The sequence below is a fragment of the Acinetobacter sp. ACNIH3 genome (assembly GCF_002918965.1).
Classification (GTDB): domain Bacteria; phylum Pseudomonadota; class Gammaproteobacteria; order Pseudomonadales; family Moraxellaceae; genus Acinetobacter; species Acinetobacter schindleri.
The window spans coordinates 39,415-52,831 of record NZ_PQLP01000019.1; the positions used below are offsets into that span (position 1 = coordinate 39,415).

General features: G+C 39.0%; 9 protein-coding genes and 1 pseudogene. 1 reads left to right on the top strand and 9 read right to left on the bottom strand.

Translation table 11 applies throughout. The features are described 5' to 3' along the window. Positions 1 to 130 precede the first annotated feature (130 nt). The 7 genes and pseudogenes from C3420_RS09490 to C3420_RS09520 form a co-directional block, all read right to left on the bottom strand. Positions 131 to 3,235: a type I restriction endonuclease subunit R gene (locus C3420_RS09490; RefSeq protein WP_103800350.1), complete on the bottom strand. Its 3,105-nt coding sequence runs from the start codon at positions 3,233 to 3,235 to the stop codon at positions 131 to 133. Positions 3,236 to 3,430: 195 nt separating this feature from the next. Further along, a complete protein-coding gene (locus C3420_RS09495) occupies positions 3,431 to 4,102 on the bottom strand; it encodes a DUF4276 family protein (protein WP_034681908.1) in 672 nt (223 codons plus the stop codon). A gap of 1 nt (position 4,103) precedes the next feature. Continuing rightward, entirely contained in the window at positions 4,104 to 5,180 is a 1,077-nt protein-coding gene (locus C3420_RS09500) for an AAA family ATPase (RefSeq protein WP_034681910.1), read from the bottom strand. 2 nt (positions 5,181 to 5,182) lie between these two features. After that, positions 5,183 to 6,583, bottom strand: coding sequence for a restriction endonuclease subunit S (locus tag C3420_RS09505; RefSeq protein WP_103800345.1), 1,401 nt, complete (start codon positions 6,581 to 6,583; stop codon positions 5,183 to 5,185). Beyond that, positions 6,580 to 7,983, bottom strand: coding sequence for a helix-turn-helix domain-containing protein (locus C3420_RS09510; RefSeq protein ID WP_103800346.1), 1,404 nt, complete (start codon positions 7,981 to 7,983; stop codon positions 6,580 to 6,582). Before C3420_RS09510 ends, C3420_RS09505 begins: the two co-directional genes overlap by 4 nt. Beyond that, on the bottom strand, positions 7,973 to 9,703 hold the full coding sequence (locus C3420_RS09515; protein WP_103800347.1) for a type I restriction-modification system subunit M: 1,731 nt from the start codon (positions 9,701 to 9,703) through the stop codon (positions 7,973 to 7,975). Before C3420_RS09515 ends, C3420_RS09510 begins: the two co-directional genes overlap by 11 nt. Before the next feature lie 240 nt (positions 9,704 to 9,943). Next, positions 9,944 to 10,438, bottom strand: a pseudogene (locus C3420_RS09520) (hypothetical protein); the annotation flags it as partial. A gap of 156 nt (positions 10,439 to 10,594) precedes the next feature. Here C3420_RS09520 and C3420_RS09525 point away from each other — a divergent pair. Next, positions 10,595 to 11,374 (top strand): TorF family putative porin, encoded by a 780-nt coding sequence (locus C3420_RS09525; RefSeq protein ID WP_103800349.1) that lies wholly within the window; start codon positions 10,595 to 10,597, stop codon positions 11,372 to 11,374. Between the two features lie 45 nt (positions 11,375 to 11,419). Here the strand turns inward: C3420_RS09525 and C3420_RS17850 are convergent, their stop codons facing one another. Both C3420_RS17850 and C3420_RS09535 read right to left on the bottom strand, forming a co-directional pair. Further along, a complete protein-coding gene (locus C3420_RS17850) occupies positions 11,420 to 11,635 on the bottom strand; it encodes a hypothetical protein (protein WP_004692350.1) in 216 nt (71 codons plus the stop codon). Between the two features lie 10 nt (positions 11,636 to 11,645). Next, on the bottom strand, positions 11,646 to 13,061 hold the full coding sequence (locus tag C3420_RS09535) for a glutamine synthetase family protein (protein ID WP_004733098.1): 1,416 nt from the start codon (positions 13,059 to 13,061) through the stop codon (positions 11,646 to 11,648). Between the last annotated feature and the right edge of the window lie 356 nt (positions 13,062 to 13,417).

Consider the following 13,417-nt stretch of genomic DNA (forward strand, 5'->3'; position numbering starts at 1 on the left):
CGGACAAACAAATAAATATTATTATTTAAAAACAATGATTTATTATTCTTATAAATTTTAATGGCGTAAATTTGGTGTAAAAAACAATTGGCAAGCCAAATGCTTACCAATTTTTCAATCGAATTATTAGTTAAGCACACGTCCAAGCATTCGACAACTGCTCAGCCTGCTTCATCACCAACTCAATCGCTTCAGCTGCTTTATCAGGCGGGTACTTCCAACGCTGCAATGTACGACGCACAAGAATTTTAAGCTGAGCACGCACACTATCCCGAACCTGCCAATCGACCGTCGTTGATTTCCGTAGCTTCTCTGTAATCTCTCGTGCGATCTGTTTCAGCGTATCGTCTCCAAGCTCTCTGACCGCACTTTCATTGTTTGCCAAAGCATCATAGAAAGCGATTTCATCTGGATTTAACCCAAGTGAAGCTTCACGCTGCATCTCTGCCTGAAATTCTTTTGCCATTTGAATGAGTTCTTCAATGACCTGAGAAGTTTCAATCGCTCGGTTATTGTATTTCCTCAAGGTTTCCTGCAAACGGTCAGAGAAGCGTTTTTCCTGTACCACATTGTTTCGTGTCTTTGCCTTAATGCCATCATTGAGTAACTTTTCCAACAGTTCAACTGCCAAGTTACGGTATGGCATCTGCCTTACATCTTCTAAGAACTCATCTGAAAGCAAGCCAATGTTGGGTTTATCCAAACCACACATTGCAAAGACATCTGTTACCCCATCAGCAATGACAGCATTATCCAGAATCTGTTTTAGCGTACTGTCCTTTTCCGCTTGCGACAGTTTACGATCTACAGAGGTATGCTTGCTAATGACCGCTTTAATGGCTGAGTAAAAGGCAATTTCTTTGTGCAGGTTCTTCGCTTCATCCAAGGTGCCGCATAAAGAGAAGGCTTTATTGATTGCTAAGACTAAATCAAGAAAACGCTTTTTACCATCCTTCAAGCTCAGCACATAGTTAGCTGCGGGGATAATCAGTCGGTGTGCCTGAGTTTCGTAAGCACTCAAATCCATACCTGCCTGTTCGTTGGTTTTGGCGAACATTCCTCGTATGGCATCCATCTTTTCAGCAAGAACTGCATAGGCTTCTTCTGCACGTAAAGTTGGCTCACCTTTACCTTTGGCATCGGTATAGGTTTTTAAGGCTTGCTTCAATTCATTAGCAATGCCGATATAGTCAACAACTAGCCCACCCTGCTTATCTTTAAAGACACGGTTCACACGTGCAATGGCCTGCATGAGGTTGTGCCCCTTCATCGGTTTGTCGATATACATGGTATGCGTGCATGGTGCATCAAAACCTGTAAGCCACATATCGCGCACGATCACTAACTGCAAAGGATCATTCACATCTTTAAAGCGTTTCTCAAGACGTTTTTTGACTTGCTTGTTATAAATGTGTGGCTGTAACAATGGTTTATCTGAAGCTGAACCTGTCATCACAATTTTGATTTTGCCTTTTTCAGGATCAGGGTCATGCCAATCTGGACGTAAGGCAATAATCTCATTGTAAAGGTGGACACAGATTTCGCGGCTCATGGTCACAATCATGCCTTTACCTGCCGTCGCTTCAGTACGGGCTTCAAAATGTGCGACTAAATCCGCTGCAATCTGTTTCAGCCGTGGTGTTGCACCCACCAGCTTTTCTAGTCGGCTCCACTCACTTTTAGTCTTTTCTCTGTTACCAACATCTTCTTCATCTTCTACAACCTCATCGACTTGATCAGATAGCTCTTCGATTTCAGCCTGATTAATATCTAGCTTTGCCAAGCGTGACTCATAGTAGATTGGGACGGTTGCACCATCATCGACGGCATCCTGAATATCATAGATAGAAACATAATCTCCAAAGACAGCTCGAGTGTCTTTATCTTCACTTGAGATCGGAGTTCCAGTAAAGCCAATAAAAGCCGCGTTCTTCAAGGCATCGCGCATGTGCTTGGCATAGCCAAACTTGTACGTGCCATCGTTACCTAGTTTTGCTTTCAAACCATATTGGCTACGATGTGCTTCATCTGACATCACCACAATATTGTGGCGTCCATTTAATAATGGATGCTCACTTTCACCATCCAATAATGCAAACTTTTGTACTGTGGTAAAAATGATTCCACCAGACTCACGCTCAGCTAAAAACCTTCTTAGCTCATCACGGTTATTGGCTTGTACTGGCGTTTGTTTTAATAATTCTTGAGCATTACTAAAGGTTTCAAAGAGCTGTCCATCTAAGTCATTACGGTCAGTCACGATTAACAAGGTTGGGTTGTGCATAGCGGGCTGCTGTAAAAGCTTGCCTGCATAGCAACACATAGAAATACTTTTACCCGAGCCTTGGGTATGCCAAACAACGCCTGCTTTCTTATCCCCATTCGGATTGGCTGCCGCAATGGTCGCTTGCACGGCTTCTCTAACCGCATGGAACTGATGGTAGCCTGCAATTTTCTTAATGGTCTTTTCGCCATCTGTTTCAAACAGCACAAAGAATCGAATGTAATCTAGGAACAATTCTCGATCAAAGAAGCCTCGAACAACTGTCTCTAACTCCCATTCTAAAGCGGGTTTATCATCTTCATTCTTGATGGTACGCCACGGCAAAAAGCGTTCCTGATTCGCCGTCAGTGAGCCTACACGTGCTGTTACGCCATCACTCACTACCAAGGCTTCGTTATAAACAAATAAATCCGAGATTTCTTCTTTATAGGTTTGCAGCTGGTTAAAGGCATCCCAGATATCTGCATTTTCATCGGTTGGGCTTTTTAGTTCCAACACAGCAAACGGAATACCGTTGATAAAGCAAATGATATCAGGACGTCGAGGTTGTTTGGTGCCTAGAATAGTAAATTGATTAATCGCCACAAAGCGATTGTTTGCTACATGATTAAAATCTACCAAGAAGGCATGGTCATGCACCCAATCGTCCTGTTTCTTATAGGTGACAGATACACCTTCCAATAACATACGGTGGAAAGTACGGTTATTAATGACTAAGTCCAAACTTTCAGGCTTGCTCAGTTTTTGCCAAACCTGCTCAAAACAGCTTGCAGGCAAGTGTGGATTCAAGCGTTCAAAAGCCGCCTGTAAATCAGCTTCCAATAAAATCTGTTTATAGTCTTTGCGTAAAGGATTGCTACTGTCAGGCGCAATATCAATACCATGAACGACTTCCCAGCCATTTTCAGCGAACCAGTCTAAGCAGAGGTTTTCAAGTTGGGTTTCGTTCATGCCCATATCTACCTATTTAAAATTATAAATGGATTTGCAATGAAATAAAAAATACATATTAATCAAAGTCTTAAAATTAAAATTTAAACCACTTCGATTTGCGATGAAATAAAAATAAATTATAGAGCAGTTGATATCGCATAGTTCGCCCTTAATCTTAGACAGAGATTTTTTAAATTAGGGCTCGTTTATGATTTATCCTAATGCTCTAATTTTATCCATCCAAGATTTAAAATGGGCACACTCTTGTTCCATTCGCTCTAGCCCAACATGCTGAGCAATCCTTGGTCCATGAGTAGTTTTCTTATACTTAGGATGCAGATTATCTTCTAATCTTTTGGATGGTTTAGTTTCATAACCATTATTAATATGTTCTGGTGAATCTACTTCATCTCTCATTCTTTGCAATGTTGCGTGAGATCTTTGCCAAGTAGGTTCAATTGAACAAAGTTGATCAACATCTGAAAATAGTAAACCTTCAAATTCATAAGGTTGTATATGAGTAATAATTCTTTCAGGTCTACACTCAACAAATGCAATAAGCTCTCTATGTAGAGCCTGTTCTAAATGTTCTACACGTAAATAAACATCTTGTATTGACTGTGCTTGATTAAAATCAGGAAAACTCGTATCCAATCCATATAAGTCTAAAAATGTTGTCAGTTTTATATTTTGATTTCGTCTAATTTCATTTCTAATATTTAGTTTTAAACGGTCAAAAGTAACTGCCCCACCTTTAGCTGTAGCAGAAGTCTTCATCAACACTGGCTTTAAAAAAATCTGTTGCGAATGGAATATGGGAGCAACCACTCGTTTAATAAATACCTCTTCCGTTTGACCCTCAGCAATTACAATTACTTCTTGCATATCAGGGTCTCCCACCTAAAACATTACGCTTCCATAGCTCACCCAAGCTATAATCATCTAACCACTCCGATAACTCCTCTTGCCCAAACCGCTTAAACGTTGATTTTCCTTGTTCTTGATCCACGACAATAATATTTTCTGCTTCCATTTCATTAATGAGTTCAACAGATTGAGTTGATATAATTAATTGTTTATCTTCTGCCACTTGTTTAAAAATATCCGCAAGTACGCTAATCGCATATGGATGCAAACCTAGTTCTGGCTCATCAATGATAATGGTATCGGGCAATAATTCTTTAGGTTGCAACAATAACGTGGTTAAACAAATAAAGCGCAAACTACCATCAGATAATAGATGTGCTCTTAAAGGTGTATCTGGACGATCAACCTGAAACCATTCTAGTTCAATAAATATATCGTCATCTTCACGCTGCACAAAGTCCTTAAAGAATGGCAAAACAATTTGTATCGTTTCTACAATTCTTCGATATTCATCAGGATATTTTATTGAAAGCATTCTTAAATATGCTGCTAAATTTTCTGCATCAGGTTTTAACCTTAAATTATCATTTATTGCATGTGATCGCTTAACTTTAGCTGTATCACTGGTATCGTGAAAATGATAAATACGCCATCCTTGTATAGCTGGTCGGACATATTCAGCAAATGAATCTTTAGTTTCTTTTAATTTTGATTCTTCATGATCTGAACCAATCGTATGAGTACTTGCACCGTAATATACACCTTCAAACCACGTACATTCACGATCAAAAATCAGTCTATTATCTAATGTCGGTACTAAATCAAATTTATAGCCATTCATATAAAAATAGAATTCTGCATGAATTTTATCGGTTATATCTCTACCAAAATGCAATAGGCTATCTGGTCCACCTTGTTTTTGTACAAAACTTTGCAGACGTTGCTCATACATTTCATTCAGCAACTTAAAAATACTGATAAAATTACTTTTACCTGCGCCATTTGCACCAATCAATACATTTAAACTGCTTAACTCAAACTTATCTAAATGTTCAATTGACTTATAGCCATGTATAGTGATTTGACGTAGTGACATGATTATGCTCCCTCACCTTGCAAACCTGATACATCTAACTCACCCGACAATAACTTTGGCAACAAGGTATCTCTTATTTCAATTAAACTATGGTTTTGATATAAATTATTCTTTATCTGATCCATAATTTTTTCAACTTTACACTCAAATAAATTCAATATTTGTATGTCGGGTTTAATAGAAACAACTGTCTCAAATGTTGCTTGTGTAATGGTATCAAATACAGCACCGTGTGTATTTTTCTTTAAAACCTCTACTGCATTTTTTATCAAATAGTAGGTCATAAATTGCTTGACACCATTTATTCCTTGAACACCATAACAAGATTGGTTCATAGCCATTTCATGTCCAACCAATGCTATTTTTCCTACAGTGCCTCTAGCAGTTATAATTGTTGTTCCTACAGGAAGTAACTTTGTTGAACTCTTATTTAAACCAAGCTCTGTAATTCGTTCTTCTGTTCTTATTACAAAAGTATCACTTTCTTTTGGAACATCTTTTACTGAAAACCAATAAATATTACCATTCCAATAATCAGGCTCAGATCTTTTAGGCGTTCCCCCACCAATTAGTGTGATCATTTTTGATAGCGAATATTTATCCCACCCCTTCGGTACTTCCCCTAACTCACTTTCTACCAACTCATCAGGAAATAGCGAAGCAGTTGCTCGCAATTCAGCCAAATCATCTTCAGCCATTTGCTGAAGTTCCACTTCACTTTTACCGCTAATAACACACATCGCAGCAAGCTCAGAATCTTTTCCTTCTTGCTTAGCTGCAATTTTGGCACGGACAGGATCAAAGTCGATAAACCAGCTTTTAAAAATGGTTTGAGCGATGGATTCTAAAGTTTGGTTGATTTGATTATTTAGATGAATTTTTTCATCAAGATCAGAAAGAATTTTAGATATTTTTTTTTGAATCAAAATATCGGGTTTCGGAACTAAAAACTCTTCCAACATTCCTTTGGTTAAAGCATTTCTTGTCGCACCTGTTCCCGCTAACGTTAACAAATGATTTTGTGTATTCTTATCAGTCAAAAAATATCTAACAAACTTTGGATCAAGCTCATTTTTTACTGTTCTGATAATAGCTACATGCTGATTAACTCTTGCCGGTAATTTATCTTTAGGAGCTAAGCAAACTCGGGCAACAGAATCACCTGTAATATTAATTAGAACATCATTCAACTCTATTTCTACATTATTTAATTTCTCTGCATCACTATCAGAAATAAAAACTAATCCATTCTCGCTAAATCCATCGTTATAAATATTTTGACTACGAATTAAGCAAACATTTCCACTATCAAGATATACATTAGCCCCGCCCCTTGGTGTAGAGCCACTCCCAATTTTTGTACAATAATCTTTCAATCGTACATAAGACCAATCAACACTCACACCTCACCCCCAAATTCTTTCTTAATCATCCAATAACCACGAGTCCCGCCCACACGCTCAATCCAGCCTGCATCTTTTAAGTTATTCAAATGCTTTTTTACTGCTGACTCATTAATAGCAAGTTGCTCTGCCATAGCACGATAGGAAATTTTCGGGTTCTGTTGAATTAAAACTAAAATCTCTTTTCGACGATCTGTCAGCATAGTTTCTTGGATTGAGCCACCTATTGAGCCACCTATTGAGCCACCTAATTGCTCAATCGAAGGACGGTAAAACTCCCAATCGACAAAATCACCTTGTGCTTTCAGTTGAGGTTCTGCATTGCCTGCTTGTAAACAAAGGGCTTTGATACGAGCAATACCACTGCCCCACTGCTCGATATAACCCAGCTCTTTAAACACACGTGCCAAAACACGGTTACGAATCTCTGAACGACCCTGTGCCAAATCATCTTCAGTCAGTCCATTTGGCAAACCACCCGGGGATACAATATTCAGAATGTCATCATAAATGCCAACCTTAATATCACGCCCTGCATTGCTATAGTCACGATGTAACACTGCATTCACCAAGGCTTCACGAATGGCTGGGATTGGAATTTCATAACTTTCTGTACGTTGTAACCCTAGAATTTCTGCCCGTAGATGCAGATGGTTTTTGATAAATTGCTCTGTTTGCTTCAACTGACTAAACAGGTCGCCACGGTATTCTTTTTTATCCAGAAATACCGTCATGGTGGTGCCTTTAAAGCGGCTACATTTAATCTCAACCTGCTCATAAAGCCCCAGCAAAATGAGTAACCCATGACTAGGATAATCCTGTCCATTTTGCTGAATGATCAATTTAAGATTACGCATTTTCTGCAAAGACAGTTCTTTGCCCAGTTCAGCAAAGGCTTGCTTTAAAGGTTGTAAATCGATGTCATCTAAACTGTATTGCGGATTCGGCTGTTCATCAAAGGTCTGGTTCAGACGCTGCAATTCAAGTTGCTGGATATACTCAGGCGATGCCACACGATTACTTGCACCCAAACGGATATAGGTTCCCTGTGCCTTGCCTTGCGGCTTGAGATAATAAGGCAACAATGAACCACGGCTGACTTCAATCACTAGCAACTCAATGCCTTGGATATTCTCGATATAGATATACGGCAGAATGTTGGGCATACAGAGTTCATTGATCATCGAAGTGATCTGATCTTGCAACTCAAAAATATCATCTTGAATACCCACGAGTTGGCGATCATCACTTACACCCACTACCAATTTACCACCACTGGTATTGGCAAAAGCAATCAGGGTCTTTGCGACCTGTTGCCCTTTCGGTAACTGCTCTTTAAATTCAAGGGTTTGACTTTCACCCTTCTGAATTTCTTGCAATAAAGAATGATCAGAACTCATAACCCAAGCCCTTTAGATTCTTTTTAATCTCACTTTCCAAGACAGCACTTTCAGCAAATTGTTCTTTGAGCTGAGCAGTCAAACGTAGCATTTTCTCAGCGAATGGCTCGCCATCATCTTCCTGCTCGACTGCACCGACATAACGTCCCGGAGTCAGTACGTAGTCGTGCTTCTGAATATCCTTTAACTCAGCAGAGAAACAGAAACCTTTCTCATCTTGATACTTTTCACCCTCAAAATTATCTCCCTGTTGCCATGCGTGCAGGGTCTGGGTGATTTTGGCAATATCAGCATCGGTAAAGTCACGCAGTACGCGATCTTTCATATAGCCCAAATTACGGGCATCAATAAACAGGGTCTTGCCTTCACGATTGGCTTTCTTTTTATCCAAGGATAAGCCGTTCTTTTTGTCTTTCGTCAAGAACCAAATACAAGCTGGAATTTGAGTGTTGGTAAACAGTTGTCCCGGTAACGCGACAATACATTCCACCAGATCGGCTTCAATCAGGTTCTTACGAATCTCGCCTTCATTATTGGTATTGGAGCTCATCGAACCATTGGCAAGCAACAACGCCATACTACCTGTAGGTGACAGATGGTGCAGCATGTGTTGCATCCAAGCAAAGTTAGCATTACCTTGCGGTGGCGTGCCGTATTTCCAACGTACATCATTTTCTAAAGAAGCATGCCACCAATCCTTAATATTAAAAGGTGGGTTAGCCATAACAAAGTCAGCACGTAAGTCTGGATGCTGATCCTCTAAAAAGCTGTCTGCATTCTTTTTACCAAAATTAAAATCAATCCCACGGATCGCCATGTTCATGGCGGCCAGTTTCCATGTGGTCGGGTTGCTTTCCTGACCATAGATGGAAATATGCTTTTTCTGTTCAGACGCTTTGTAACGCTTTTCCTGTGCATGTTGTTCAATGAACTTTTCACTGGATACAAAGAATCCACCTGAACCCATTGCAGGGTCATACACACGACCTTTATAAGGCTGCAACATTTCAACGATTAAGGTTACGATGCTTTTAGGCGTGTAGTACTGCCCACCTTGCTTGCCTTCAGCCAAAGCAAACTGTCCTAAAAAGTATTCGTAGACATGCCCGAGAATATCTTTGCTGTGCAGACTGAGTTTTTCGCCATTATATTCAGGCTTGGTAAAACTGGTATCAGAGAAGGTGTTGATCAGATCAAGCAGTTTGTCATTGTCCAGCTGATACTGTCCAATACGATTCAGAATACCTTTTAGTTTTGGATTGGCTTTTTCAATTTCATCAAAGGCATTGTCAATCAGCCAGGATACAGAGCGTAGTTTGACATCTTGCCCTTGTTCATCCTGCCAAATGATAGAGCCAATCGCTTGTGCTGCTGCATTACAGATACTTAACCAACGTGCTGCTTTTGGCACCCAAAATACGTTTTTTTCTTGGTAGTAATCCAGTATTTCTAGTTCATCAGCAATAGCCTGTTGGTATTCTTCTTCGCTGTCGTACTGATCACGCGGCATGTAATAGATGTTGTGGTCGTCTTTTTGTGCAAACAATTCTTTGAGTTCAGATTGCCGTTCATCAAAAGCATCTGAAACGTACTTTAAGAAAATCAGCCCGAGAACAATATGCTTATAGTTGGCTGCATCTAGACTGCTGCGTAATTTATCGGCGGCTTTCCAAAGCTTGTCATCTAAGTCATTTAGAAATTTTTGTTCCAATGAATGCATTTTATTTCCTCAATCCAAGATCAACCGCTTTAGTTTTATACTTAATGTTAAACAATGTTGCTAAGTTAGCATATCTACGACCTATTAAAAGTCATGCACTTAACAAAAAAAATAGAGATTAATTAAGTCTTGTTATTTTAACGGGATAACTATAGCTAAAATAGTACTTTGACGACTCCCACGACTAATACTGTCGTAAAAAAGAGCAACCTAGAAAGCTGCTCTTTTCCAACCAACCGATTAGTTGACGGGTCTGACTGATTGCTGCAACCCCTGCTGAATATCCTGCACAAACCCTTCATGCGAAGCTTGTTGCTCCACCGTACGGTTTTGTTCTTGTTCAGGGTAGTATTCCTCCAGCACCTCTAACCCTTCCTCTATATCCGTTTCAAACCGTGCATTGGCAAAACCCTTCCTTGCGGTAAAGTCTAAAGCTTCCTGATAAAACCCCGCCTGTTTGCTCTGTTCATCAATTTGCTTCGCCTGAATAATCGCCTCATTCAAGCTAATCCCATCTCTTAAAATCAGATCCACGTAATACACCGGTTGACGATAGCTTTGTGTGGTGCTTTTCCCTCTTAAAGTGAGTTGCAATGGTAAGCAAGACAGCAAACTATTTAATGCCATATGGTAATAACTCAGCCGTGCAGCCAAAGTCCGAATACTGTTAAAGCCTGTAGTTCTAAAAACAAAGGGGTCAAATTCATCTAGCTTATTAAAGTTCATATGCAAACGTCTTTTAGACAATATGAATACTGATTTTTATTACTTTAAAAAATATTCATCTTAAATTTTATACTTATTTTACGCAAAATTTACGATAATTTTATTATATATCAATAAATTAAACCATAACATACATTACTTCAATGACTACTAATTTAAAGTGTTATGAAAAAATTATACCATCTACTTTTTAGCCTTATACCGCTCTATTCAAGTTATGCTTTTGCTACTGGAGATGAAAGCTCTCCCGCTTTAAGCTTTTCAGGTAATATATCATTGGCCAGCGACTACCGCTGGCGCGGCCAAACGCAAACCCAGAATGATCCGGCCTTGCAGGGAAACTTTGTTTTAAGCCATGCTTCAGGATTTTATCTTGCTGCATTTGCATCGAATGTTGATTTTGATGACGAAGTAAATTTAGAACTGGATCCCCAGATCGGCTATACAACGCCAATCGCGCTAGGTTCAATCCATCCTGCAGTTGATCTTGGCATGCTGCGCTACAATTACATCGGCAACAGCGATTTAAATTATAATGAATACTATTTCAAAATGATCTTTAATGCGTTGCTGCATCAGAACGATAGCTTTACACCAAGCATAAGCTATACCTATAACTATGGCGGCAAAGCTGCCAGTGACAGTATAGGTAAAGATATCTCAAATTGGTATTTTAATGTCTTATATGCTACACCGATTGCTCAAACTAATTTTGGCACAAATGTTAGCTTAGGTTATTCCAAAGCAAATCAGGACATTTATGGTTCTGAAGCAAAAGACCATTTTTTTGATTGGAAAATTGGTGCAACTTACCGCTATAAGCCAATGGGAATAAATGCAGAATTAGCAGCGGTTGGTAGTAATTTAAAAACCAAAGACTTTACAAGTCATAATAAAAAAGGGGTAAAAACTGAAGCAGTATTCACCCTGACTAAATCTTTTTAAAAGTTAAATGCCAATAGTATCAGCAATACTATTGGCATAATTATTTTACTTGAGTGATTTCAATATATGATCTATCTCACTTCGATTAAAACCTCTTTCTTTAAAAATAGTATGAATTATTTTTTTCATACTTTTTGACGCATACTGGTATTTCTTTACTAAAATGTCAGAATCAATTTCCTGTAAACTATACTTCAAATATAATTCTTCATTGAGCTTCTGATTTCTAGCATCATCTTCATTATTTATCGTGTTATACATTTTTAAGCAGTTAAATATCCCAATGTTGTTCGATCAAAGTAATTTGGCTGTACATATACTGATGCTCAGCACGTTTAACTGCACACCATAATTCCATAAATCTTTTGCCGAGATATTTTTGCAAAACAGTATTCCGGTGAAAAAATGTTAAAGCATCTAGCTGATTCGTACTTAAAAAGTGCGGCTGATGTTTATTTTTTATCTGAGTGGCTTGCTGTGGAATTTCCAGATTCTGTGTCAACCCATGCAGTGTGCCGATCAAAATCAGGGCTGCAGTTAAATAAGGATTGCAATCCGCACCTGCAACACGATATTCCAAGCGTTGATTTTCATTGTCCGAACATGGTATGCGAATGGCCACATTGCGGTTATTCACGCCCCAATTAGCTTCTAAGGGCACATGGTTTCCAGCTTTAAACCGGCGGAATGAGTTTACATTCGGAGCAAGCACGGCCATCGACGGCGGCAGCAAGACTATCAGCCCGCTGATCGCCTTTAATAATTGCCGTGACGGTAAAGGATTCTGCTTCATGCTGAAAATATTCTGCTGGTCTTGATTTAACAAACTCATGTGAAAGTGCATGCCGCTGCCCGCTTTATTCAGATCAGGCTTAGCCAAAAAGCTTGCATGTAACCCATGTTCTACAGCGACTTGCTTAATGGTGCGCTTTAGCATCATGATCTGATCGCATAGCTTCAAAATATCACCGCTATGCTGAATATTAATTTCGTATTGCCCGGAAGATGATTCCGAGACTAAGCCTGTAATCTGAATCCCCTGCAAAAGGGCAATCCGTTCAATTTCATCCAGAACGTCTTGATATTTATCTTGCACATTCACATCAAAACATTGATTTAAATAAATCTGATTGGAGCCAGATTTTTCATTGCTGTCAAATAAATAAAACTCCAATTCTGCGGCCATGCAAGGATAAAAGTTTTGATCATGCAGCGCTCTTAAACTTTTTTTTAAAATATTGCGCGGTTCAACTTCGCAATCTTGATGATTGTCATCTTTCATGGTTAGGAATAACTGTGCATTGGACTCTGGATTTAAAGCGCAGGGCTGCAGGCTTCCCAATATAGGTTTACATAAATAATCCGGCTCACCGATCGATTTTCCTAAACCCGATTCTTCAATCACTTCTCCATCAAGACTCATGGCATAAATAGACATTGGGAAATAACAGCCTTGTGCAATATTTTTTAGACCGACAATATCTATGCGCTTGCCGCGGACATGACCATTCAGATCGTGCAGGCAAATCTCAACATGACGGGTATTGGGATAGCGCTGCAGATAGTTTTCGATTTCTTCTGAAAATAGAATATCTTCAATATCGCAGCATTGACGCGCAGATGGCATGGATTCAGGGACCGCTTCTTCGTCAGCTATATTATGTCTAGCCATGAGTAAATTACTCATTATTTTGTCCTGTTAAATATTAACAATGATCAAAATAAAACAAGTTTTACCGAATGTAACGTAAATAAACCGTAAAAAAGCACCCAACTAATATGATTATTTTTTAAACTATTAAAACCACGAAAAAGCTAATTTAAAATAAGTTAAAACATAAAAATAACAATAGATTTTTTTCATAAATCAAAAAACGATCTTCTTTTTGGTTAATATTTGCACTCCGGATTTCTTCGCATTCGTGCATAATCTGCGGATGAAATACATCGATTCAAACAAGCTTTCTGATCCTCAGTTCAAGCGATACACAGGCATCTCATGGTCAACTTTCTATTTGATGGTTGAGCAATTGCAGAAGCATG

Coding starts and splice junctions, on each gene's coding strand:
- C3420_RS09525 (WP_103800349.1), top strand. CDS start 10,595: ATGAAAAAATTATACCATCTACTTTTTAGCCTTATACCGCTCTATTCA.
- C3420_RS09495 (WP_034681908.1), bottom strand. CDS start 4,102: ATGCAAGAAGTAATTGTAATTGCTGAGGGTCAAACGGAAGAGGTATTT.
- C3420_RS09490 (WP_103800350.1), bottom strand. CDS start 3,235: ATGAACGAAACCCAACTTGAAAACCTCTGCTTAGACTGGTTCGCTGAA.
- C3420_RS09510 (WP_103800346.1), bottom strand. CDS start 7,983: ATGAGTTCTGATCATTCTTTATTGCAAGAAATTCAGAAGGGTGAAAGT.
- C3420_RS09515 (WP_103800347.1), bottom strand. CDS start 9,703: ATGCATTCATTGGAACAAAAATTTCTAAATGACTTAGATGACAAGCTT.
- C3420_RS09500 (WP_034681910.1), bottom strand. CDS start 5,180: ATGTCACTACGTCAAATCACTATACATGGCTATAAGTCAATTGAACAT.
- C3420_RS17850 (WP_004692350.1), bottom strand. CDS start 11,635: ATGTATAACACGATAAATAATGAAGATGATGCTAGAAATCAGAAGCTC.
- C3420_RS09535 (WP_004733098.1), bottom strand. CDS start 13,061: ATGAGTAATTTACTCATGGCTAGACATAATATAGCTGACGAAGAAGCG.